21 protein-coding genes and 1 tRNA gene are annotated in these 22,961 nt (G+C 67.1%); 10 read left to right on the forward strand and 12 right to left on the reverse strand.

The annotated features are described in order from the left end of the window. Positions 1–22: 22 nt before the first annotated feature. Positions 23–1,126: an efflux RND transporter periplasmic adaptor subunit gene (locus CSC70_RS00700; protein ID WP_162454715.1), complete on the reverse strand. Its 1,104-nt coding sequence runs from the start codon at positions 1,124–1,126 to the stop codon at positions 23–25. A 78-nt stretch (positions 1,127–1,204) separates the two neighbouring features. On the opposite strand from CSC70_RS00700, the gene CSC70_RS00705 reads away from it, so the two are divergent. From CSC70_RS00705 to CSC70_RS00715, 3 genes are all read left to right on the forward strand, one after another. Further along, positions 1,205–1,873 carry a TetR/AcrR family transcriptional regulator gene (locus CSC70_RS00705; RefSeq protein ID WP_162454716.1) on the forward strand — a complete coding sequence of 223 codons (669 nt, stop codon included), beginning with the start codon at positions 1,205–1,207 and terminating at the stop codon, positions 1,871–1,873. A gap of 145 nt (positions 1,874–2,018) precedes the next feature. Then, positions 2,019–2,675, forward strand: coding sequence for a protein-L-isoaspartate O-methyltransferase family protein (locus tag CSC70_RS00710; RefSeq protein ID WP_162454717.1), 657 nt, complete (start codon positions 2,019–2,021; stop codon positions 2,673–2,675). Positions 2,676–2,695: 20 nt separating this feature from the next. Beyond that, positions 2,696–4,054 carry a TolC family outer membrane protein gene (locus CSC70_RS00715; protein ID WP_162454718.1) on the forward strand — a complete coding sequence of 453 codons (1,359 nt, stop codon included), beginning with the start codon at positions 2,696–2,698 and terminating at the stop codon, positions 4,052–4,054. 97 nt (positions 4,055–4,151) lie between these two features. Here the strand turns inward: CSC70_RS00715 and CSC70_RS00720 are convergent, their stop codons facing one another. Together CSC70_RS00720 and CSC70_RS00725 are read right to left on the reverse strand one after the other, a co-directional pair. Next, positions 4,152–4,790 (reverse strand): DUF4136 domain-containing protein, encoded by a 639-nt coding sequence (locus tag CSC70_RS00720; protein ID WP_162454719.1) that lies wholly within the window; start codon positions 4,788–4,790, stop codon positions 4,152–4,154. Positions 4,791–4,830: 40 nt separating this feature from the next. Beyond that, positions 4,831–5,379, reverse strand: coding sequence for a DUF4136 domain-containing protein (locus CSC70_RS00725; RefSeq protein ID WP_162454720.1), 549 nt, complete (start codon positions 5,377–5,379; stop codon positions 4,831–4,833). Positions 5,380–5,690: 311 nt separating this feature from the next. Here CSC70_RS00725 and CSC70_RS00730 point away from each other — a divergent pair, with 311 nt between their 5' ends. Further along, the gene (locus tag CSC70_RS00730; RefSeq protein ID WP_162454721.1) at positions 5,691–6,098 is read left to right on the forward strand and encodes a hypothetical protein; all 408 of its coding nucleotides are present in this window, start codon (positions 5,691–5,693) and stop codon (positions 6,096–6,098) included. A gap of 145 nt (positions 6,099–6,243) precedes the next feature. Here CSC70_RS00730 and CSC70_RS00735 read toward each other — a convergent pair whose 3' ends face one another. Next, on the reverse strand, positions 6,244–7,770 hold the full coding sequence (locus CSC70_RS00735; protein WP_162454722.1) for a phospholipase D-like domain-containing protein: 1,527 nt from the start codon (positions 7,768–7,770) through the stop codon (positions 6,244–6,246). Positions 7,771–7,924: 154 nt separating this feature from the next. Continuing rightward, positions 7,925–9,901 (reverse strand): alkyl/aryl-sulfatase, encoded by a 1,977-nt coding sequence (locus CSC70_RS00740; protein WP_162454723.1) that lies wholly within the window; start codon positions 9,899–9,901, stop codon positions 7,925–7,927. A 519-nt stretch (positions 9,902–10,420) separates the two neighbouring features. Between CSC70_RS00740 and CSC70_RS00745 the strand changes: the two genes are divergently transcribed. Beyond that, complete coding sequence (locus CSC70_RS00745) at positions 10,421–11,092, forward strand: Crp/Fnr family transcriptional regulator (RefSeq protein ID WP_211369384.1); 672 nt, start codon at positions 10,421–10,423, stop codon at positions 11,090–11,092. A gap of 1 nt (position 11,093) precedes the next feature. Here CSC70_RS00745 and CSC70_RS00750 read toward each other — a convergent pair. The 3 genes from CSC70_RS00750 to dtd all read right to left on the reverse strand — a co-directional run bounded on the left by CSC70_RS00750 (position 11,094) and on the right by dtd (position 13,674). Next, positions 11,094–11,169 (reverse strand) — tRNA-Ile (locus CSC70_RS00750). A gap of 97 nt (positions 11,170–11,266) precedes the next feature. Then, entirely contained in the window at positions 11,267–13,144 is a 1,878-nt protein-coding gene (gene rpoD / locus CSC70_RS00755) for an RNA polymerase sigma factor RpoD (RefSeq protein WP_162454725.1), read from the reverse strand. Positions 13,145–13,233: 89 nt separating this feature from the next. After that, positions 13,234–13,674, reverse strand: a complete 441-nt coding sequence (dtd, locus tag CSC70_RS00760; RefSeq protein ID WP_162454726.1) for a D-aminoacyl-tRNA deacylase — start codon at positions 13,672–13,674, stop codon at positions 13,234–13,236. An 83-nt stretch (positions 13,675–13,757) separates the two neighbouring features. On the opposite strand from dtd, the gene CSC70_RS00765 reads away from it, so the two are divergent. The 5 genes from CSC70_RS00765 to CSC70_RS00785 are packed head-to-tail and all read left to right on the forward strand — an operon-like array spanning position 13,758 to position 18,601. After that, entirely contained in the window at positions 13,758–14,672 is a 915-nt protein-coding gene (locus tag CSC70_RS00765) for a lauroyl acyltransferase (RefSeq protein WP_162454727.1), read from the forward strand. After that, on the forward strand, positions 14,669–15,199 hold the full coding sequence (locus tag CSC70_RS00770) for a PH domain-containing protein (protein ID WP_162454728.1): 531 nt from the start codon (positions 14,669–14,671) through the stop codon (positions 15,197–15,199). Before CSC70_RS00765 ends, CSC70_RS00770 begins: the two co-directional genes overlap by 4 nt. Further along, positions 15,145–16,728, forward strand: a complete 1,584-nt coding sequence (locus tag CSC70_RS00775) for a PH domain-containing protein (RefSeq protein ID WP_162454729.1) — start codon at positions 15,145–15,147, stop codon at positions 16,726–16,728. The genes CSC70_RS00770 and CSC70_RS00775 overlap by 55 nt, the downstream gene beginning before the upstream one ends. A 59-nt stretch (positions 16,729–16,787) precedes the next feature. Further along, a complete protein-coding gene (locus CSC70_RS00780) occupies positions 16,788–17,558 on the forward strand; it encodes a glycosyltransferase family 2 protein (protein ID WP_162454730.1) in 771 nt (256 codons plus the stop codon). Then, entirely contained in the window at positions 17,555–18,601 is a 1,047-nt protein-coding gene (locus CSC70_RS00785) for a glycosyltransferase family 9 protein (protein ID WP_162454731.1), read from the forward strand. The genes CSC70_RS00780 and CSC70_RS00785 overlap by 4 nt, the downstream gene beginning before the upstream one ends. Here the strand turns inward: CSC70_RS00785 and CSC70_RS00790 are convergent. The 4 genes from CSC70_RS00790 to fmt form a co-directional block, all read right to left on the reverse strand. Beyond that, complete coding sequence (locus CSC70_RS00790; RefSeq protein WP_162454732.1) at positions 18,582–19,442, reverse strand: glycosyltransferase family 2 protein; 861 nt, start codon at positions 19,440–19,442, stop codon at positions 18,582–18,584. The two genes, CSC70_RS00785 and CSC70_RS00790, sit on opposite strands and share 20 nt — an antisense overlap. Positions 19,443–19,506: 64 nt before the next feature. Next, positions 19,507–20,535 (reverse strand): CDP-glycerol glycerophosphotransferase family protein, encoded by a 1,029-nt coding sequence (locus CSC70_RS00795; RefSeq protein ID WP_162454733.1) that lies wholly within the window; start codon positions 20,533–20,535, stop codon positions 19,507–19,509. 102 nt (positions 20,536–20,637) lie between these two features. Beyond that, positions 20,638–21,936, reverse strand: coding sequence for a 16S rRNA (cytosine(967)-C(5))-methyltransferase RsmB (gene rsmB / locus CSC70_RS00800; RefSeq protein ID WP_162454734.1), 1,299 nt, complete (start codon positions 21,934–21,936; stop codon positions 20,638–20,640). After that, positions 21,933–22,865: a methionyl-tRNA formyltransferase gene (fmt, locus tag CSC70_RS00805; RefSeq protein ID WP_162454735.1), complete on the reverse strand. Its 933-nt coding sequence runs from the start codon at positions 22,863–22,865 to the stop codon at positions 21,933–21,935. The genes rsmB and fmt overlap by 4 nt, the downstream gene beginning before the upstream one ends. Positions 22,866–22,961: the final 96 nt, after the last annotated feature.

Raw genomic sequence — 22,961 nt, forward strand, 5'->3', positions numbered from 1 at the left:
GCTCCACCCACTGCGACCGCACTCACTGCAATTCCAGCGGCTTGTTGTCGTGATCCACCGGCGCGACCTGCTGCCCTTCGCTGAGCAGGTGGCCGCCGGCCGACACGATCCAGTCGTCCGCGGCCAGCCCCTGCAGCACCGGCACGCTGTCCTCGCCGTACGCGCCCAGCTTCACCGGTCGGGAGTTCACCTGGCGGCTGCCGGGATCGACCACCCACACCGCGGCGCTGCCGTCGACCCCTTTCTGCACCGCCGATAGCGGGATGCTCAACGCCGCCGCGTCGCCGCCCTCGCGCAGGAACACCCGCGCGCTCTGCCCCAGTTCCACCTGCTGCGCGGCGGCCGCGTCCAGCCCGACCTTGGCCGTGTAGGTCCGGGTCTGCGCGTCGGCCGCCGGCGAAAGCTCGCGGATACGGCCCTGCAGCCGCTGTCCGGGCGCGTTCCACAACTCGATCCAGGCCGGCTGGTCGACGCCGAACTCACGGATACGGCTTTCCGGCAACGCAATCACCACGTCGCGATCGCCGTCCGCGGCCAGGGTGAACACCGTCTGCCCGGCGGCGACGACCTGCCCGACTTCGACCTGGCGCGAGGCGACCACGCCGTCGCGCGGCGCGCGCAACTGCGAATACGCCTGCTGGTTGCGCATCACGTCGAACTGCGCGCGCGCGGCCCGTGCCTGACCTTCGGCCGCCTTGTAGGCCGCCTCTTGCGCGTCGAAAGCGGACTGGCTGACCAGCTGTTCGCGCACCAGCCGCGCATAGCGGTCGCGGTCGCCGCGCGCGCGCGCCAGATCGGCTTCGGCGGCGGCCAGTTGCGCCCGCGCCGCTTCGGCCTGCAGGCTCAGGTCGCCGGGATCGAGCACTGCCAGCACCTGGCCCTGGCGGACCCGGGTTCCGGTGCTGACATCGCGGCGGACCAGCTTGCCGGCCACCCGGAACGCCAGCGGACTTTCCTCGCGCGCCCGGACTTCGCCGGCGTAGGCCGACAACGCCGCCTGTTCGCCGCCCTGCGGATGCGCGACCAACGCCGGGCGGACCGGATCGACCGCTGGCGATCCGCCACAGGCCGACAGCATCACCGTTGCCAGTAATATTCCGAATCCCTGCAGATAGCGCTTGCGCATCGGCGATCCCGCCCTTGGAATAAATGAACTGAATGGTATAATATATACAGTCGCATCGACTGGTCTACCATTGACAGCATGGTTTCCGCGCCAAAATCCGCCGCCGCCCGCAAGCCGCCGTCCCGGCAGGCTACCGGCCCCGGCCGCCCGAAGGATCTGGGCAAGCGCACCGCCATCCTGGAGGCGGCCAAGCAGCTGTTCATCCGCGAAGGCTTCGCCGGCGCCAGCATGGACCAGATCGCGGCCGAAGCCCGGGTGTCCAAGCTCACCGTCTACAGTCATTTCGGCGACAAGGAAACCCTGTTCGCCGAAGCGATCCGCTGCAAGTGCGAGGAACTGCTGCCGGAAGAGCTGTTCCAGCAGTCACCGAAAGGCCCGCTGCGTGAGCAGATGCTGGTCATCGCCCGGGCATTCTTCACCCTGGTCAGCACCGACGAGTCGCTGGCCATGCACCGGGTCATCATCAACGCCCAGCATACCGATACGCCGTTGCGGGAAATCTTCTGGAAGTCGGGCCCACTGCGCATCCACGAGGCCTTCTCGGCGTTCCTGCGCAACCGGGTCGCCGCCGGCGAGCTGGCCATCGACGACATCGACCGCGCGGCCAAGCAGTTCTTCTGCCTGGTCAAGGGCGAGCTGCATGCGCAGATGATGTGCAAGCTGTGCCAGCCCCCCACTCGCGCGGAGGAAAAGGCCCATCTGGAGGCCACCGTGGACTTCTTCCTGAAGGCCTATGCGCCGGCATGACGTCCGCGCGCTCGCGGCCGTCGGGCCGGAGGTCTCGGTGACTTCCGGCACTGCGTATGGGTGTACTACTACGGCGATGCTTCCACCTCGCCGCGCGCGGAAGCTGTTGTCCTAAAATGACGTCCCCACGCCGGATACTCCCACCATGACGATCGATTACGCCCAGGCCCGCGAGAAGATGGTCGAGCAGCAAGTCCGCCCCTGGGACGTGCTGGATCCGGCCGTGCTCGAGGTGTTGGCCCGCCTGCCGCGCGAGGCCTTCGTGCCCGAGGCCCACCAGGCCCTGGCCTATGCCGACCTGGAACTGCCGTTGGGTCACGGCCAGCGGATGATGAAGCCGGTCGTCGAAGGCCGCACCCTGCAGGCGCTGACCGTGCAGCCGGACGAGGCGGTACTGGAAGTCGGCACCGGCAGCGGATACCTGTCCGCCTGCCTGGGCCAGCTGGCCCGCGAGGTCGTCAGCCTGGAAATCCACCCGGATCTGGCCGACAGCGCCCGCCAGCGCCTGGAAACCAGCGGATACGGCACCAATGTCCGGGTGGAAACCGCAGATGCCCTGCAGTACCCGTCCGAGCGCCGCTTCGACGTGGTCTGCGTGACCGGCGCGCTGGTGGACGTACCCGAGCGCTTCCTCGGCTGGCTGCGCCCCGGCGGCCGCCTGTTCGCGATCCGCGGGCATTCGCCGGTCATGGAAGCGGTGCTGGTGCGCAACGATGTCAACGCGCCGCGCATCGAATCGTTGTTTGAAACCGATCTGCCCTATCTTGTCGGTGCCGCCCCGGCGCCGACTTTCGTGTTCTGAGATTACCGAAGGAATTCCGCATGAGCCGTCGTCCCCTTTCCCTCGCGCTGGCCTTGGCGCTGTCCGCCTTCGGCGGAACCGCGGCCGCCACCGACCTGCTGGAAACCTACGAGCTCGCCCGCAGCGGCGACCCGACCCTGGCGATCGCCGAATCCAGCACTTTCTCGCAGAAAGAGGGTGCCGTGCAGGCGCGCGCCGCCCTGCTGCCGCAGATCAGCGGCAGCGCCAGTTTCAACCGCGACTACAATGCCGGCGACGACGCCATCGGCGACCCGCGCTACAGCGGCCGCGCGTACCGCGCCTCGCTGAGCCAGAGCGTGTTCGACTGGGGCCGGATCAACAACCTGCGTAGCCAACGCGCGCTCAGCGAAGCCGCCGACTACGACCTGGAAGCCTCCAACCAGGACCTGATCACGCGCACCTCGGCCGCCTACTTCACCGTGCTGACCGCGATCGAATCGCTGGCTGCGGCGCAGACCAACGAACGCGCGCTGCAGAAGCAGTACGACTATGCGCAGAAGCGACTGGACGTCGGCCTGGCCCCGATTACCGACGTGCACGAAGCCCGCGCCCAGTACGACAACGCCCGCGCCAACACCATCCTGGTGCGCAACTCGCTGGACGACAGCTATCGCGCACTGGCCGAGCTGACCGGCCAGCCGCTGCACGACCTGCAGGCCCTGCCCGACGATTTCCGTCCGGAACTGCCGGCCGGCGGCGACGCCGAATCGTGGGTCGGCCAGGCGTTGGAGAACAATCCCTCGCTGCGCGCCAGCGACCTGGAAGTCCGCTCGGCCGAGCACAACGTTTCCGCGGCGCGCGCCGGGCACCTGCCTTCACTGTCGCTGGGCGCCGACTACGGCAACAGCTCGTCGTGGAACGACCAGCACCAGTACCTGGGTCTGTCCGACCGCAGCGAAGGCTACGGCTACGGCCTGACCCTGTCGGTGCCGATCTTCGCCGGCGGTGCCACCCAGTCCGGCGTGCGCCAGGCCCTGGCCTCGCGCGACATCGCCCAGGACCGGCTGGAAGCCACCAAGCGCGCCCTGGTGCGCAACACCAGCAGCGCCTACCAGGCCCTGGTCGCCGGTGTCAGCGAAGTCGAGGCGCGCCGCCTCGCCGTCGTGTCGGCGCAAAGCGCGCTGGAAGCCTCGCAAGTCGGCCTGGAAGTCGGTACCCGTACCGTGCTGGACGTGTTGCAGAACCAGCGCACGCTGTTCAACGCACAGCTCGACTACGCGCAGTCCAAGTACAACTTCCTGCAGAACCGCCTGCTGCTGGAGCAGGCGGCCGGCACGCTGGACATCGACGATGTGCGCGACATCAACCGCCTGCTGACGGTTTCGGCCGATGCCCGGCTGGAGAGCGGCTCGATGTAGTCTGCTGCGGCAACGGCTTCGCAATACGCAAAACGGCGGGTTCCCCCGCCGTTTTGCGTTTCCGGGCCATTGCTGGCCAAGCGTGTTTCCGCGCGGTTTACTTCGGCGCCGCCGGCAGGCTCTTCAACGTGCTGGCGGCGATCCGGTCCAGGCGCTCCTGGCTGCCGTCGCCCTGCATGACCATGCCGGTGTTGCTGGCGCTCCACAGCAGACGCACGCTGCGCGGCTCCAGCACCTCGACCAGCAATCCGCCCTGCACATAATCGTGGGAAACCACCTTCAGCAGCGGTTGTCCGTCCTCGGCCTCGGCAACGATCTGCGAACAGCCGCCACTGGTGCACTTGACCGCCGCCTGTGGCGTTCCCGCCACCACGTCGGACCCGACCGCCTGCGCGTCCTGCACGTCGCGCACGCCGACCCGGTAGGCAATGATGAAATCGGCGCTGCCCGCCGCGGCAGGCTGGTAGCCCTTGGCCTGCAATGCCTTGTCCAGCGCCGCCTGCAGGCGGGCGCGAAACTGCGGATCATTGACCCGGGCATCCTGTTCGGCGACCTGCTGCGGCGGCATCTCCAGCCAGGCATAGCCCGGACCCGGCAGGGTGCCGGCCGGCTTGACCACCTTCACCTCCGGTGGCGGCAGGCTGGAAACGGTCGGCGACGTGCTGGAGCAGGCCGCCAGGCCCAGCGCCAGCATCAGGCCCGCACCGCCGAACCGCAGGCCGGCACGCGCGCTCATCGGAAATTTTGATCGTGTCATCGGCTGCAAGAGCGTTCCTTTACTTGGTCGCCGAACCCGGCGGGAAATCGGCGAACATCTTGCTGACGCCAGCCTGCATGCCTTCCTGCAGTTTCTCCGGCGAACTCGGCAAGGTGCCACTGGCACTGCCGCGCCAGATCGCCTGCTTGGTCTTGGCATCGAACAGGTCCACCACCAGGGTGCCGACATCGTAGGTGCGCACGGTGGTCGTGGCAGGGGCCATGCCGACACCGTACCAGGCCGGGCTGTACCAGCCCCAGCCGGCATAGGCCGGCGCGCTGTAGAAGGTATCGACGGTCTGCTTCTGCTCGGTGGCCACATGCGCGGCCACGGCAACATCGGCATCGGCGGACTCGACCCAACCCTTCGCCTTCAGCTGGGCATTGACCGCATCGACGATGCGCTGCTGCATCAGCGGCGAGGCGGCATCCGGTCGCTGGATCCAGGTGAAGCTGTGGTACTTGTCGAACTGTGCATTGGGGTCCGAATCGGTATGCACGGTCGGGGTGGAGGCGCAGCCCGCCAGCGCCAGCATGGCGGTCACACCGAGGATCTTCTTCATGCTCATCTTCGTCGGCCTTGAGTCGGGAAGGAATCGGATATCGAAGCAGGCGTCGATTCTAGCCCGTTTTCCCGACGGGGCAATTGTCCCGACAGCGCAAACGCCCGGCGTTTCCATCCCTAGAATCCACCATGTCGCCGAGCGCGGGGCGGCGCCCGACAGGGCCATGGGGAAGTCGCGCCGCCGTCATGGATGAATCTCAGGGAAGGACGCTTCCGCCGGCCGGAAGCAGGGCTCCGGTGTGCCTGCACACCGGAAGCCGGGAAAGATCATTGCGTCGCCCGAACAATCCGAACATTCATCCAGCGAGGCTTCCGATGCACATCACTTCCGCAGCACCGTTGTTCCACCGTCCCGTTCGCCTGGTCTTCGCATTGCTGCTGCTCGGATTGAGCCTGCCACTGCTCGCCGCGCCGTCCAACAAATGGCGGATAGAAGCCGATGGCCGCAGCAAGGTCGACGGGCAGGTTGAATTCGCCTTCACTCCGGAGGGCGGTGGCGCCATTCCACTGGTGGTCGATATTCCTGCCCGCACCCGCGAGAACGATGCGGCCAGGCTGATCCGCGATGCCGTCCGCAGCCAGTTCGGCGAAGCGGTCTACCATGCCGAGATCGATGACGGCGAGGACGTCCTGGTCAAGGCCAAGGGCGATACTCCCGACTTCGACCTGAGCATCGTGCGCAATACCGCGGCCGGGCTGAAGATCGAGCTGGACCGCGAGTGAGCTACAGGGCAGCAGGCGTTTCGTCTGCTGCCCCTGCCTGGATTCCGGAAAAAGGCTGCATGGAGCCGCCTTATTGCCCCTCTGCCCCCAGCATCGAATCATCGACAATGAGGGCAATGGATCTGCGGGCAGCATTTGCCGGCAGCTACAGCTGCGACTCGACCGGCATCAACTTCATCAGCCAGGCCAGGAAGCGCTGCGTCGCGCCAGCCTCCGGCTCGTGTTCCCATTCGCGCTCGCCGTCGCTCCAGACCAGGCGGCCGTCGCGCAATTGCACCTGCCAGGCGTTGCGCGGGCGCAGCTGGCGCTGAAAGATCGCCGCCAGCTGCTCGGCCAGCGCCGGATGCCGGACCAGCACGCCCTGCTCGCAGTTCAGCGAGGTCGATCGCGGATCCAGGTTGTAGGAGCCGACGAAGACCTCGTCGTCGTCCATCACCATCGCCTTGGTGTGCAGGCTGGAACCGCTGGAACCGCGCAGGCTCTGCCGACCGCCCTGCCCGTTCGGCTTCAGTTCCCACAGCTGCACGCCGCCTTCCAGCAGGTCGCGGCGATAGCGCGCATAACCGCCATGGACGGCGGCCACGTCGGTGGCCACCAGCGAATTGGTCAGGATGCGGATCTCCAGGCCACGCTGCGCGCCGCGGACCAGTTGCTCGGCACCGGCCTCGCCGGGAACGAAGTACGGCGAGATCAACCGCAGTTGCTGTTGCGCCGCCGCCATCGCCGGCAGCAGGGTCTGCAGCACGGCCGAGCGCTCTTCTTTCGGCAGGCTTGCCTTCATCGGATCGTCGCTGACGAAGCGCCAGTCCGAGCTCCACTGCAGCCGCCCCTCGCCCCGCAGCAGCGCTTCCACCTCGGGATCCTCGCGCAGCACCTGGGCGTAGGGACTGGCGCGCAATTCCTCGTCCAGTCCGTCCAGCGCCTCGCGCAAGGCCTGCAGCGCCGATTCGCTGGCCGCCTGCGGCGACAGCTGGGCAATCGGGTAATTGGACGGCGCATTCCAGAAGTGGTCGAAATTGACCTGCACCGCGGTCGCCGCCGGCCCGACCATCAGCATGTCGAGGTCGACGAAGTTGGTCTCCTCGCTGGCGCCGAAGTATTCGTCGCCCAGGTTGCGCCCGCCGGCCAGGGCAATGCGGTTGTCGACGATCCAGCTCTTGTTGTGCATGCGGTGGTTCAGCCGCTTGAAACCGGTGGCGAACTCGCCGGCCTGGCTGAGCGCGCCGCTGCGGCTGGCCATCGGGTTGTACAGTCGCACCTCGATCCGCGGATGCGCGTCCAGCGCGGCGAATCCGCGGTTCTTGGCCCGCGCATCCAGATCGTCGACCAGGATGCGCACCCGCACCCCGCGGTCGGCCGCGTCCAGCGCCCGTCGCGCCAGCAGGCGGCCGGTCAGGTCGTCGTGCCAGATGTAGGTCTGGATATCCAGGTTCTGTTCCGCCACCCGCGCCGAGTACGCGCGCAACGCATACGCTTCCGCGCCGCTGCTGACCAGCCGGAATCCGGACTGGTCCGGATGCGCGGACTGCAGCGGATCGAGCAGTTCGGCCAAGGCGCCACTCGTTGCCGGAGGCGATGCGAATTCATCCGGCAACTCGGCCCGCGGCGGCAATTGCGCACACGCAGCAAGCGCCAGCACCACCAGCACCCACAATCCCCGTACCGCTCTCATCGGCCGCCTCTCCTTCATCGGCGCAGATACTACGCCATGCCGGCCACTGGAAAATTCAGATCAGCGCAACAAAAAGGCATCCGCGCCTGAGCGCGGATGCCGGACGAATACCCCGAAAGCCCTGCGATGATCGTCGCAGGGCCGGTCACGCGAGTTACGGGGTGACGATGTTGAACCACAAACCGAACTCGTCCATCAGGCCGAAGAACTGCGCCCAAGCGTCCTCGTTGCCTTCCACCTTGATGTCGCCGGACGCCACCAGATCCTTGAGCTTGGCATCGCCCAGCTGGACATCATCCAATGACTTCTTGGTCAGGGTCACCGTCGAGTCCGGATTGGCCGCCAGCTTCGTGCTGTAGTTCAGCACGCCGTTCTCGACCGAGAGCGTATACGCCTCTCCGAGGTCGGAGAAGTTGATGTTGAGGTTCAGGTTCTTGCCGGCGGCACGTTCGCCATTCAGCTTGACCGCCATGTAGTCGAACAGCATTTCCGGCGGCATGGCGCGGATGGTATCCGGACTGTCGGTGCCGGCCAGCGGCAGGTCCGGCGTACCGGTACGCAATTCGGAAGCACCCTGCAGGTACACCGAACGCCACGGTCCGGACTCGGCCTGGTAGCCCATCTGCTCATAGGCGTCGGCCAGCAGTTCCTTCGCGGCGGTGTTCGACGGATCGGCGAACACGACATGCTTGAGCGCAGTCGCCACCCAACGGTATTCACCCTTGTCGAAATCCGCCTTCGCCCGCTTCACGATATCCGATGCACCGCCCATGTACTCGACGTACTTCTTGGCCGCCATTTCGGGCGGAAGATTGTTCAGATCGGAAGGGTTGCCGTCATACCAGCCCATGTAGCGCTGGTAGACCGCACGCGAATTGTGGCGCAGGCTGCCGTAGTAGCCCCGGCCCGACCACAGCTGCTCCAGTTCGGGCGGCAGCTTGATCATCTCGGAGATTTCTTCGCCGGTATAGCCCATGTTGAGCATGCGCACCGACTGGTCGTGGATGTACTTGTACAGGTCACGCTGCTTCTTCAGGTAATCGATGATGCGGTCATGTCCCCACATCGGCCAATGGTGGCTCTGGAACTTGACGTCGACATTGTCGCCGTACAGCGCGATGGTTTCGTCGATGTAGTGCGCCCAGTTCTTGGCGTCACGCACTTGCGCACCACGCAGGGTCAGGATGTTGTGCATGGTGTTGGTGGTGTTTTCCGCCATCCACAACGCGCGCAACTGCGGGAAATAGGTGTTCATTTCCGCCGGCGCCTCGGTGCCCGGCGTCAGCTGGAACACCATCTTCACGCCATCGATGGTCATCTCCGTCCCGCTCTTGGTGATGATGTCGGTCGGCTCGATCAGCGTGTTCTCGCCAAGCGGATTGGTCATGCCGAGACCCGCGTTGACGCCACCGGTGGGGCTGCGCGGCAGCAGCGCGCCGTACATGAAGATCGCGCGGCGCGACATGGCGTTGCCCGCGGTCACGTTCTCGCTGATGGCGTGCTCCATGAAACCTTCCGGGACGATGATCTTGACCTTGCCGGCCTTGACATCGGCCTCGTCCACCAGTCCGCGGACACCACCGTAATGATCGACGTGCGAATGGCTGTGCACCACCGCCTTGACCGGGCGCTTGCCCAGATGCTTCTCGACAAGGTCCATTGCGGCACGTGAGGTCTCGACCGTGGTCATGGTGTCGAAGACCAGCCAACCCGTATCGCTCTGGATGACGGTCAGGTTGGACAGATCGTATCCGCGCACCTGGTAGATCCGATCCGAAACCTTGTACAGGCCATACAGTGCATTCAGTTGCGCATTGCGCCACAGGCTTGGATTCACCGTATCCGGCGCCGGCGCATCAAGCTTGATGAAGTCGCTGTAGCTGTTGGCGTCCCATACCACGGCACCGTTCTTGTCCTTGATCAACAGGCGTTCGGGCCGATCCATCAACCCGCGTTCCGCGTCCTCGAAATCCTGCTTGTCGTTGAAAGGCAGCGCTTCCTGCACAGCGGCATTGGCCGCCTTGGTGGCCGCCGTTGCCGGCTTGCCTACAACGGGCGACTGCGCGGCTGCCGGAGCGGTGATCAGGACACCCAAGGCCACCACTCCGATCAATCTGCTCGAGATCTTCATTCATCGTCTCCTGTGTGAATTGAGCAGGAATACATTCCCATTCCAGCATGACAAAACCTGCACTGCATGTTCCCCGCGGAAAGCCACGTCATCCCGATGCAGCATCGATCCAGCCCCCTATCGCACGAACCATCCCGCATGTTCGTTACCGAATAGCCGTGCGATTCAACTTTTATTACCGTTTTCTGTATTACAGAATGTTGAAACATACGGCTGCGTCTGCTGCCTGCTCGCACAGAACACCGCCACGAAACTCTTCCGTTATCCAGGCAGGCAACACGATTCGGAATCTTCCCGCACCCGAATCGGCGCAATCCCCTTGCTGCCGACCGCCCTCACAATTGAAACTCACGTTATCAGGGCGACTCGATCCCGTTTGTACCCAAGCGGACAATCTGAAACGGCATACTGGCAAGATGTGCCGCATTCGGTACGCTGCCATCCTCGCCAGATATTTCCATTGGCGCGATTGCACTGCGACCAATCAACATCATTTGCTCAGGGGGCCACGGCATGCGCATGAGCCGGGACATCGCCGACAGGATACTGACCCAGAACGGCTGGCTCTCCCGCCAACCCCGGGATTTCCAGCTCGAGGTACTCAGCCATTCCATCCTCGAACGCTACGAAGCCAAGGAAACGATCTATCGATTCGAAGGGCCGCTCGGTGGCGCCTACGGATTGGTCAGCGGCACGCTCAGCGTCAACGCGTCGACCCCAGGCGGCGTGCCGCGCATCATCCACGTCGGCTCGGCGGGTTCATGGACAGGCGAAGGCTGTTTCCTGACCCGGCAACCGCGTCGCATCGAATTGCGCGCGCTGGTCGAAACCTGGCTGATGCACCTGCCGCTGTCGGCAATGGACCGGATGGCGGAAAAGGACCCGACCGTGATCCGCAATTTCGCGCAGATCCTGGTCGCCAGCACCGATACCCTGATCCGGGTCGTGCACGACCTGCAGAAACCCGAGGCGGACAAGCGGATCGCATCGATCCTGCAACGGGTCGCATGGTCCGGCCCCACTCCCATCTCGCTGTCGCAGACCGAGTTGGGCGTCATGGCCAACGCCTCGCGCAAGCAGGTCAACGCCGCCTTGCGCAAATTCGCCGAGGCCGGCTGGCTCAGCCACAGCTACCGCTCGGTCAGCATCATCAAGCCGGAAGAATTGCTGCGCTATTCCGAGAGCGATTGACTGGTGGGCCCACCAGGATTCGAACCTGGAACCAAAGGATTATGAGTCCTCTGCTCTAACCGTTGAGCTATAGGCCCGCGGACGTGCCGGTGACTGCGCATTGTATCCGCGACGCGCCCGCAAACGACAAACCCGCCTTGCGGCGGGTCTGCGCGGAAACCATGCGTTTGCGGATCACTCGATGTCGAGGAAACTGCGCAGCTGTTCCGAACGGCTGGGATGGCGCAGCTTGCGCAGGGCCTTGGCCTCTATCTGGCGGATGCGCTCGCGGGTGACGTCGAACTGCTTGCCGACCTCTTCCAGGGTGTGGTCGGTGTTCATGTCGATGCCGAAGCGCATGCGCAGCACCTTGGCTTCGCGCGGGGTCAGCCCGGCCAGCACGCTGCGCACCGTTTCCATCAGATTGATGTTGGTGGTGTTCTCGATCGGGGACTCGACATTGATGTCCTCGATGAAATCGCCCAGGTGCGAGTCCTCGTCGTCTCCGATCGGGGTCTCCATCGAGATCGGTTCCTTGGCGATCTTCATCACCTTGCGGATCTTGTCCTCGGGCATGTCCATCTCCTTGGCCAGTTCCTCCGGCGTGGCCTCGCGGCCGTACTGCTGGAGCATCTGGCGGGAGATGCGGTTGAGCTTGTTGATGGTCTCGATCATGTGCACCGGAATGCGGATGGTGCGCGCCTGGTCGGCGATCGAGCGGGTGATCGCCTGGCGGATCCACCAGGTGGCGTAGGTCGAGAACTTGTAGCCGCGGCGGTATTCGAACTTGTCGACCGCCTTCATCAGGCCGATGTTGCCTTCCTGGATCAGGTCGAGGAACTGCAGGCCGCGGTTGGTGTACTTCTTGGCGATCGAGATCACCAGGCGCAGGTTGGCCTCGACCATTTCCTTCTTGGCCTTGCGCGCCTTGGCTTCGCCGTAGGCCATGACCCGGCTGGTTTCCTTGATGTCGGCCAGGGTCATGTACATCGCCTTTTCGACCGCGATGGTGGCTTCCTGCTCGGCGACGATCTGGTCCTTGACCTCGCGCAGGCCGGACGACCACTTCTGCTTGCGCTTGAGCACTTCATCGACCCAGCCCAGGTTGGTCTGGTTGCCTTCCCAGGCGCGGATGAAATCCTTGCGCGGCATCTTGGCCACCTGGGTGGACAGGTGCAGCACCTTGCGCTCGTGGTCCCTGATCTCGCCGAGCACGTCGCGCACGCGCCGGACCAGGGTATCGGTCAGCGCCAGCGGCAGCTTGAGGGTGACGAAGATATCGGCCAGCTCGGAACGCAGCTTGACCACGGCCTTGTGGTCAGCGCCGTTCTTGGCGTGGGAGCGCTTGAACTTGGCGTAGGCGGCAGCCAGCTCGGTCATGCGGCGGGCGACCTCTTCCGGATCCGGACCGGTCGGGCCGCTGTCCTCGTCGCTGCTGTCGTCATCGTCGCTGTCGTCGTCCGAATCGCTGTCGTCGTCGTTCGACGAGCTGGCGCTGGCGGACGACGTGTCGTCGGCCGCGGCTTCGGCCGCGGCTGGCTCTTCCTCGTCGTTGAAGCCGACCACGATCTCGGCCAGGCGCTTCTTGCCTTCCTTGTGCTGCTCGTAGTCTTCCAGCAGCAGTTCGACCGACCACGGGAAATTGCCCAGCGCGGCCTGCACCTGGGCCAGGCCCTCTTCGATGCGCTTGGCGATGGCGATTTCGCCTTCGCGGGTCAGCAGCTCGACCGTGCCCATCTCGCGCATGTACATGCGCACCGGGTCGGTGGTGCGACCGCCTTCGGTATCCAGCGAGGTCAGCGCCGCGGCGGCTTCCTCGGCCGCGGTCTCGTCGACTTCGCGGTTGCCGGTGTTGCCGTCGGCGAGCAGCAGGGTTTCGGCATCGGGCGCGACTTCGTGCACGTCGATGCCCATGCCGTTGATGATGCCGATGATGTCCTCGATCTGCTCCGGGTCGACCAGGTCGTCGGGCAGGTGATCGTTGACCTCGGCATAGGTGAGATAGCCTTGCTCCAGACCCTTGCTGATCAGCAGCTTGAGGTCGGATTGCGGGGCAGGACGTTCGTTGGCCATGAGTGCTTGCGCCACCGGCTGTGGAAGAGGGAGAACCCGGCATTATACCAGCCCGGGCCGGCGATAGTCCCGTTCGGGCGCCGGAAACTTCAGGCCCGAAGCAGGAAGGTCACCGGCCCGTCGTTGACCAGGCCAACGACCATATGGGCACCGAAGCGGCCGGTTTCCACCCCCGGCGGGTGTTTTTCCCGACAAATGGCGACCAGACGGTTGAAACCGCGTTCAGCCTCGTCCGGCGCCGCGGCCGTGGTGAAGCTGGGGCGCATGCCGGAACGGGTGTCGGCGGCCAGGGTGAACTGGCTGACCAGCAGCAGCCCGCCGCCGGTGTCGGCCAGCGAACGGTTCATCCGCCCGCCGTCGTCGGCGAACACCCGGTAGCCCAGCAGGCGCTCGGCCATGCGCCGGAACCGGGCCTCGTCGTCCCCCGGCTCGACCGCGACCAGGGCCAGCAGGCCGGGGCCGATAGCGCCCACGACATGGCCGTCGACGCTCACGCGGGCTTCGCTCACGCGCTGGATCAGGGCAAGCATCGACGGGGTTCGCGGGGCGTCATGCGCCAAGGATAGCCGCCCGGCCCGCACGGCCGGTCATTGCCCACCGCTACACTGGGCCGATGACCCCCGAAACCCAGGCCAGCTTGCTCTACCGTGGCGTCGCCCTGCTGGCCCGCCTGCCGTGGCCGTGGCTGCGCCGCCTGGCCGATGCGATCGCTTGGCTGTGGCGGCGGATCGACGCCCGCGAGAGCCGGGTCGCCCGCCGCAATATCGAGCTGGTCTATCCCGAACTGCTGCCGGCCCAGCGCCGGGAACTGCATCGTGCCATCCTGCACACGACCGCGCGGCAGGCAATGGAGACGCTACGCTTCTGGACCCGTCCCGCGCACGAGAACCTGGCACGGCTGTCGCCGCGGGACGGCGAGCCGCTGTACGACCAGGCACTGGCCAGCGGCCGCGGCGTGATTGTCATTGCCCCGCATTTCGGCAACTGGGAACTGCTGAATCAGTGGCTGGCCTCGCGCGGGCCGATCTCGATCCTGTACGCGCCACCCGAGTCGGCGATGGGCGACGCCTTCCTGAACCGGGTGCGCGGCGCCGACGCCATCACCCAGGTCCGCGCCGAGGAGCCGGCCGTGCGCCAGTTGTGGAAGGCGCTGAAGGACGGCGGTGCGGTCGGCATCCTGCCCGACCAGCAGCCCAAGCAGGGCGATGGCGAATTCGCGCCGTTCTTCGGCATTCCCGCCCTGACCATGACCCTGGTCTCACGGCTGGCCGAGCGCACCGATGCCATCGTGCTGTGCGCCTGGTGCGAGCGCACCGGGCCGGACCTGCAGTTCGCCCTGCATGTGGAACCGGCGCCGGCGCAGATTGCCGATCCCGACCTGCTGCAGGCCACCACGGCGCTGAATGCCTGCATCGAGCACGTCGCCCGCCGCGATCCCGCACAGTACCAATGGACCTACAAGCGCTTCAGCTGGCGTCCGCCGGGCAGCGGCGAGCCCAATCCCTACACGCTACCATCGTCCTCATGAGCTCGGTCCCCGTACCTCCCGCCTCCGCATCCTCTCCGCCCGAGCTGCCGCAGAGCTGGGATCGCGAGGAATGGCACCCGCTGCCGCCGCGCGGCGCGGTATTCGCCGCCCTCGGCAACGCCATCGGCTGGGGACTGCCGGGCGTCGGCATCGGGCTGGCCCTGGTCCTGCCGCTGCGCCTGCCGCTGTGGATGCTGCTGCTGCCGGCGCTGGCCGGGGCGGCATTCGGCGCCTGGATCGGCTGGAAGCGCCACCGCCGCACGCGCTGGAAGCTCGACGAGGACGGCTTCGCCGTGCAGCACGGACACTGGTGGTTCCGCGAAACCCGGGTGCCGGCCTCGCGCGTGCAGCATCTGGACCTGAAGCGCGGGCCGTTGGAACGCTGGGCCAACCTGGCCACCCTGGTCATCCACACCGCCGGTACCCGGATGGCCGCGGTCCCGGTCGGCGGACTGGATGCCAACGACGCCGAATGGCTGCGCGACCGGCTGGCGCGCCAGCTCGACGAGGTCGGCGACGCGCTGTGAGCCAGGCGCAGGCCGACATCGCCACGCCGGATCGCCGGCTGCATCCGTGGTCGTGGCTGTTCGTGCTGATCCAGCAGCTGAAGCAGTTCGTGCTGCCGCTGGCGGCACTGCTGTTCTTCGGCAGCCGACGCGGACCGGGCGGCGACTGGGCGCTGATCGGTCCGCTGATCGGTGTCGGCGTGCTGGTACTGATTTCGGTGCTGCGCTATTTCACCTATCGCTACCGGATCGGCCGCGATTCGCTGACCATCCGCGAAGGCTGGCTGCACCGCAGCCTGCGCGAGATTCCGTTCGCCCGCATCCACAACGTCGGCCTGCACCAGAGCCTGCTGCACCGGCTGTTCGGGGTGGCCGAAGTGCGGCTGGAGTCGGCCGGCGGACAAAAGCCCGAAGCGGAGATGCGGGTACTGCGGCTGGACGAAGCGCTGGCGCTGGAAGCCAGCGTGCGCCGGCAGAGTCGCGCCGGCACCGTGGCCGGGGACGATCCACATCCGGCAGCGCAGCCTGCCGCGCAGGGCCACACCCTGTTGAGCCTGTCGGCGGCGGAGATCATCCGCCTGGGCCTGGTCTCCAACCGCGGCATGATCGTGTTCGCCGCTGCCTTCGGCGCGGCCTGGCAGTTCTTCCCCGACGACTGGATGGCGCATCTGGTCGAACGCTTCGGTCGCCAGCTGTTCGGCTATGCCAGCCATCTGCAGCTGAGCCTGGTCGTCGCCGCGACGGCCGCATTGCTGCTGTTGCTGCTGGCCTTGGCCCTGCTGCGCCTGCTGTCGGTGCTGCTGGCCTTCCTGCAGTACCACGGCTTCCGGCTCAGCGAATCGCAACACCGGCTGACCGTGGAGCGCGGCCTGCTCACGCGCCTGCGCACCAGCGTGGCGCGACGGCGCATCCAGGCCTGGAGCCTGTACGAAGGCTTCCTGCATCGCCGCTTCAAGCGCCGCAACCTGCGCATCGATACCGCGGTGGCGGAAATGCAGGGCCAGGGCGATGGCCGCGCGCTGAAGGAACTGGCGCCGATCGCCAGCCCGGATGCCTGCGATGCACTGGTCCGCCACCTGCTGCCGCAGGCGCAATGGCCCTGCGCCAACTGGCTGCCAGCCGCGCGTGGCACCGCATGGCGGCTGTTCCTGCCCGGTGCGGTGTTCTGGTTGCTGCTGGCCTCGGCACTGGCCATCGCCTTCGGCCAGCCACTGTTCCTGCTGCTGTTGCTGTGGCTGCCCTGGAGCGCATGGTCGGCGCGGCAGCAGGCGCGGCGGATCGGCTATTCGGTCGACGAACAACTGGTCGCCGTGCGCGGCGGCTGGTGGTCGCGCTGGTGGCGCTTCGCCGAAATCGACAAGCTGCAGGCGCTGCGGCTGTCGCGCTCGCCGCTGGACCGCCGTTTCGGCACCGCCAGCCTGTGGCTGGACACCGCCGGCGCCACCGGCCTGGCGCCACCGCTGCGGATCCGCTACGTGCCCCAGGCGCAGGCGCACGAACTATACCGGCAACTCGGGCAGGCGCTGGGCAGGCGCCGGCTACGCTGGTAACACCGGCTTCGCAAAGCGGCGTCACACTCGCAGGCCTTTCCTGGCCTGCAACAGCGCCCGTGTCCGACTTGCTTCCGCTCTCCGGTGTGGTCATCGCTCGCAACGAGGCCGACCGCATCGGACGCTGTCTGGCTTCGATGGCGCCGCTGTGCGCCGAGATGCTGGTGCTGGATTCCGGGTCGGACGACGACACCGTCGCCGTCGCCCGGGCACACGGCGCGCGGGTCGAACACCAGGATTGGCTGGGTTTCGCCGCGCAGAAGAACGCCGCCATTGCCCGCGCCAGTCAGCCGTGGCTGTTGCTGCTGGATGCTGACGAATGGCTGGCCGAAGGCAGCGCCGATATCCTGCGCGACCTGTTCGCCAGCGGTCGCGTCGAGCAGGCCGACGTCTGGAACCTGCAGCGCCGGAACCGCTTCCTCGGTCGCTGGCTGCACGACCGAGAGCACGCCGAGCGCCTGATCCGCCCGGACCTGCGCTACCTGCCGATGAAAGTCCACGAACGTCCCGACCTGCGCGGCAAGCGGGTGGCCGCCTGCAGGGCGGTGATCGAACACGACACCGCACGCTCGCTGCACCAGCACCGGCAGAAGTTGCAGCGCTACGCGCAGTTGTGGGCCGAACAAAAACACGCCGGCGGCCACCATTGCGGCCCACTGTCGCCATGGACGCATGCCGGCGCCTACTGGCTGAAGGCCTACCTGCTGCGCGGCGCCTGGCGCGACAGGCGGGCGGGCTGGAAGTTCCATGCCTGCCATGCCAAAGCCGTCGTCGGCAAATACCGTAAGCTGCGCGCCATGAATCGAACACCGAACAAGCGCGCGGCATGAGCGCCCGCCCGTTGGTCGTGCGCTGCGGCGCCCTCGGCGACGTGGTGATGCTGACCCCGATCATTCGTCTGCTCACCGCCCGTTACGGCAGTCCGGTCGAGGTCGTCGGTTCGGGCGACTGGACGCCCCCCCTGCTACACGACCTTCCCGAAGTCGCCCGTGTGCAGCTGATCCGCAGTCGCAGCACCCCCTACCTGCTGTGCCCCAGCCAGTGGGCGCTGGTGCGATGGCTGAAGGCCCGCGGCCGCGGCCCGGTGTACCTGTGCGACGACAACCCGGACATGGTCGGCCTGATCCGTCGCGCCGGCATCCCCGAGGCCGATATCGTGCATCGCCCCGCCGGCGACGAAACACTGGAAGACGGCGTCACTCCACGACTGTGGCCCGACCGCTGGATTCGCATGGGTCTGCTCGACCCGGCGGCCGGTTATCCGGCACGGCAGGACATCGACGGCGAGGCCTATCGCCTGCCGACCCTCGCCGTCGCCGATGCGGCCCGTCGCGACTTCGACCAATGGCGCCAGGCCAGGCGCCTCGACGGCCCGCTGGTCCTGTTCCAGCCCGGCAACAAGCGCACCCACAAGCGCGGCGGCGTCGCCACCCGTTCGCATCCGAAATACTGGCCGCCGGCCTGCTGGGCCGAGGTTGCCCAGGCCGTCTGGCAGGCGCTGCCCGGTGCGCAGGTCCTGCTGTGCGGATCGCCGAACGAACATGGTGTGCTGGAAGATATCCGCGCCGCCGTCGGCAACGATCCGCGCCTGCACAATCTGGCCCGAGAACTGCCGGTTCCACGCCTGCTGGCCTTGCTGCAACAGGCGCACAGCATGGTTTCGGTGGATACCGGCCCGGCGCATGCCGCCGCCGCGCTGGCCTGCCCGCTGGTGGTGCTGTTCGGCGCCGCATCGCCGGCCAAGTGGCGACCGCTGGGCCCGGGCGACATCGCGGTACTGGGGGGCACGAAGGGGGAACACAGCCGGGTAGCGGACATCGGCCCCGACGAAGTCGTCGCCGCCTGGCGCGCACTCAGGCCGCGCTGCGGATGAGCCCCGCCGCCCCTTGCGCGACCAGTTGTGCGATGCCGTGGTCGGTGCGGGTGATCCGCTCGGCCCGGGTCCGGGCGCGGATCGCCAGGTTGGCGTCGATCGAGGCTTGCGTGCGGTAACCGCGCGCATGGTCCAGATGCAGGCAGATGGCGCGATGGCGGATCCGCTTGCCGCGGACCCCCGCATTTTCCAGCCGTTCGCCGAATTCGCGGTCCTGCCCGCCGTAGCCCATGCGCTCGTCGAAACCGTTGGCCGCCAGCAGGTCATCCTTCCAGCCCGAGGCGTTGTGCCCGTTCCAGGTGGCGTTGACCGGCACCAGCGCATCCAGCCAGTCGGCGAACGCGCCTTCGGCCGTCAGCTTCACGTCGCGCGGCTTGCGGGGCAACCCCTGCCCGCGCAGCCATTCGATATCGAAACAACGCTGCACTGCGATGTCTTCATCGCCGATCGCCGTGCTGATATCCAGCGGCAACTTGAAATAGCCGCCGGACAGGAACCGCCCGCGTTCGCGCAGGCGCAGGTGGGTGGAAACGAAGTCCCGGCGCGGGACGCAGTCGCCGTCGGTGAAGATCAGATAGTCGCCGCGGCTGTCGACGATCGCCTTGTTGAGAATGCGCGATTTCCGGAACCCTTCATCCGGCTGCCAGACGTGGCTCACCTCGAACGGGACTCGCCCACGCAATGCATCCACCGTTTCGCGGGTCGCGTCACCCGAACCGTCGTCGGCCACGATCACCTCGAAGTCGGCGCGATCCTGCACGGCAAAACCCAGCAACGTCTTGCGCAACCACGCTTCCGAGTTGTAGGTGCTGAAGATGACGCTGGCGACCGGAACGGGCATGGCGCCCGCATGTTCGGCGCCGCCCGTGACAACCGCGGGTCGACGGCATTACAGCCGCATTGCCTCAGGCCGGGCCCCAGTAGCCGATGCGCTTGCGGATCTTCAGCTTGCGCCACCAATTGCGCGGTTTGGGCTTGCGGTTGCGCCCGCCCTTCGCGATGAAGTCGTCGATGGCATCGAGAATGCGCTCGCTCGACCTGCCGTCCTGGTACGGATGGATGCTGTCGGCGTATTCGCGGATCGCCGCCATCAGTTCCGGCGGCCGCGACAGCGCGCGGCGGATCGCCGGTTCGAACTGCGCGGGGTCGTCGATGTCGATCAGCTGCGGGCCCGGGCGGCGGTTCCTGAAGGTGACGACCGGCTTGTGGGTCAGCAGGAATTCGTTGAGCGCCGACGAGGTGTCCGAACACATCAGGTCGGCCTGGCCGAACAGTTCGAGAATGTTGTCGTCGTCGGCGAAGCGCAGCCACTCGTTCTGCAGCGCACGGAATTTCGCCACCGTCTCCGGGTTCATCTTCGGGTGGAAGGTGACGACCCAACGCCATTCGCCACTGCGCGAGAGACGCCTGACCTCGTCGTAAAGGGTTTCCGCTGCGCTCCACGACGGCGAAAAAGTCGAGTGGTACAGGATCACCGGAGGTTGCCGCAGCGGCGGCGGCCCGCCGCCGAATTCCTTCATGAAAGGATCGATCTTCGGCCAGCCGGTCTCGACCACGCTGAAGTGGCCGACTTTGTCCGCGATGGCCTTGAACTGCCCGGTGTCGCGTGGACCGGTCGTGCAGTACAGGTCGAAAAACCCGCGGATGTAGATATGCCGGGGCTTGCCGGCATCGAAACCGTGAAAAGTCTCGACCTTCACGCCCGGGAAGAAATGCGGCACCGCGTTGCTGCCGGTGATGATCGCGATCGGGTTCCACGCGCGCACCTGCTGCGTGGTGGTGAGCAGCTTCTCGCCTTCGATCAGGTCTTCGGCGCCGGGACCGTCGAAGAACCATGCCGCCTCGCCGCCTCGTGCGCGGATCGCCTCCTGCAGCGGACGCAGGATCGCCAGCGCGTAACGCTCGGAACCGTAAAGCAGATAGTGCTTCGCCACCCCGTCTCCCCGGATCACCTTGCATCAAGCCTGGAATCGCAACGTCTGCGCTCGGTCGGCGATATTACACCTGCGTGACAGACTCCCGGCGAGATCGAAGGATCAGGCTTTCCTCTTCGACAGTCGGGCCAGGAAGAATCCGTCGCGACCGCCTTCGCCGGGCAGGGTCTGGCGGCCGACGCCGGAGACATGGCCGAAGCCTGCGTCCAGCGGCTCGGTCACGGCGTCGGGGGTACGCGACAGGAAGGCGTCGATCTGGCGTTCGTTCTCGTCCTTCAGGATCGAGCAGGTCGCGTACAGCAACACGCCGCCGGGCGCGAGTACCGTCCACAGCGCATCCAGCAGGCGCGCCTGCAGGGCGACCAGGGCATCAATGTCCTGCGCGCGTCGGTGCAGCAGCACGTCCGGCTGGCGGCGGACGATGCCGGTGGCCGAGCACGGCGCGTCCAGCAGCACCACGTCGAACAGCCGGCCGTCCCACCAGGCGGCGGTGTCGGCGGCATCGGCGGCCTTCAACTGCGCCTGCGCCCCGACCCGCTGCAGGGTGTCAGCTACCCGGCGCAGGCGGCGCGGATCGACGTCCAGCGCCAGCAACTGCAACGAAGGATCGCGTTCCAGCAGGTGCGCGGCCTTGCCGCCCGGTGCGGCACAGGCATCCAGCACGCGCGCGCCGGCGGGCGGCGCCAGCGCATCGGCGACCGCCTGCGCGGCGGCGTCCTGCACCGAGACTTCGCCTTCGGCGAAACCCGGCAAGGCGGACACCGCCAGCGGGGTGTCGATCCGCACCGCATCGGCGAGGCGGTCATCGGCCGTGCCCTCGATGCCGTCGGCATCCAGCTTCTGCAGCCAGTCCGCGCGCGCGATCCGCGCGCGGTTGACCCGCAGCCACAACGGCGCCGGTTCGGCACTGGCGGCAAAGATGGCGGCGGCCTGCCAGGGCCAATCGGCGGAAACCCGCGCACGCAACCAGCCGGGCCATGCCTCGGCCGGATCGGCTGCCGGCAGCCCTTCGCGTTGGGCACGCCGCAGCAGGGCATTGACCATCCCGGCCTGGCGCGACCGGCCCAGCGCGCGGGCCGCTTCGACCGTGGCCGACAGCGCCGCATGCGGCGGCAGCTGCAAGGCATCCAGCTGGGCGAAGCCGGCCAGCAGCAGGCCGCGCAGCTCGGCGTCCCTGGCAGTGAGTGGTTTCGGCATCCACGCCTGCAGCGCCGCGTCGTAGCGGGTGCGCTGGCGCAGCGCGGCGAAGCAGATCGCTTCCAGCAAGGCACGGTCGCGGCTGTCGTCGAAGCGCGGCAGTGCCGTCGCCAGTTCGGCCTTCAGCGAACGCCCGCGCAACACCGCGGCAAGTACCCGCGCGGCGGCGACGCGGACGGCGACGCCGGCAACCGGATCGCTCATACCGGCGATAGCGGCAGCGACAGGTCGCGGCGCGCGTTCAGCCAGTCGGCGGCGGTGATCGCCTTGCCGCCGTCGCGCTGGACCACGCGCAGGCGCAGCACGCCTTCGCCGCAGGCCACGTCCAGGCCGGCCTTGCCGGCCGCCAGCAGGGTGCCGGGCGCGGCGTGATGGGCCTGATCGACGGCGATCGCGCCGTGGATGCGCAGGCGCTCGCCGGCCAGCTGCGCCTCGGCCACCGGCCACGGTTCGAAGGCGCGCACCTTGCGCGCCAGCGCGACGGCCGGCTGGTGCCAGTCCAGCTTCGCCTCGTGCTTTTCCAGCTTGTGCGCATAGGTGACGCCAACGTCCGGTTGCGGCTGCGCGAGCGGACGCATGCCGGCACGCAGCAGGCCCAGGCCATCGGCCAGTACCCGGGCGCCCAGTTCGGCCAACCGGTCGTGCAGCTGGCCGCCGGTTTCGGCATCGCCGATCAGCGTGCGCTGGCTCAGCAGCACCGGACCGGTATCCAAGCCGGCCTCCATCTGCATCAGGCAGACGCCGGTTTCGGCGTCGCCGGCCTCGATCGCGCGCTGGATCGGCGCCGCGCCGCGCCAGCGCGGCAACAGCGAGGCATGCACGTTCCAGCAACCGTGGCGCGGGATTTCCAACACCTTGCGCGGCAGGATCAGGCCGTAGGCCACCACCACCATCAGGTCGGGCGCCAGCGCGCGCAGCGCCTGCCGGCTCGTCTCGCCCTTCAGCGACTCCGGCTGCAGCACCGGAATGCCGCGGGCGATGGCCTCGCGCTTGACCGGCGACGGCGTCAGTTCGCGGCCGCGACCAGCCGGCCGGTCCGGCTGGGTGTACACGGCCACCACCTCGCCGAGGCGAGCCGCGGCACGCAGGGCGGGGACGGCGAAGTCGGGGGTGCCGGCGAAGACGATCTTCATGCGGGAAGCGAGGAACGAGGAGCAAGGAACGAGTGGGGAGAAACGAGGAACGCGTGGGCGCGCGAATCCGCTTTCTCTCGTTTCTCGTTCCTCTGC

Origin of the sequence: Pseudoxanthomonas kalamensis DSM 18571 (assembly GCF_010211745.1) — a bacterium.
Classification (GTDB): Bacteria; Pseudomonadota; Gammaproteobacteria; order Xanthomonadales; family Xanthomonadaceae; genus Pseudoxanthomonas_A; species Pseudoxanthomonas_A kalamensis.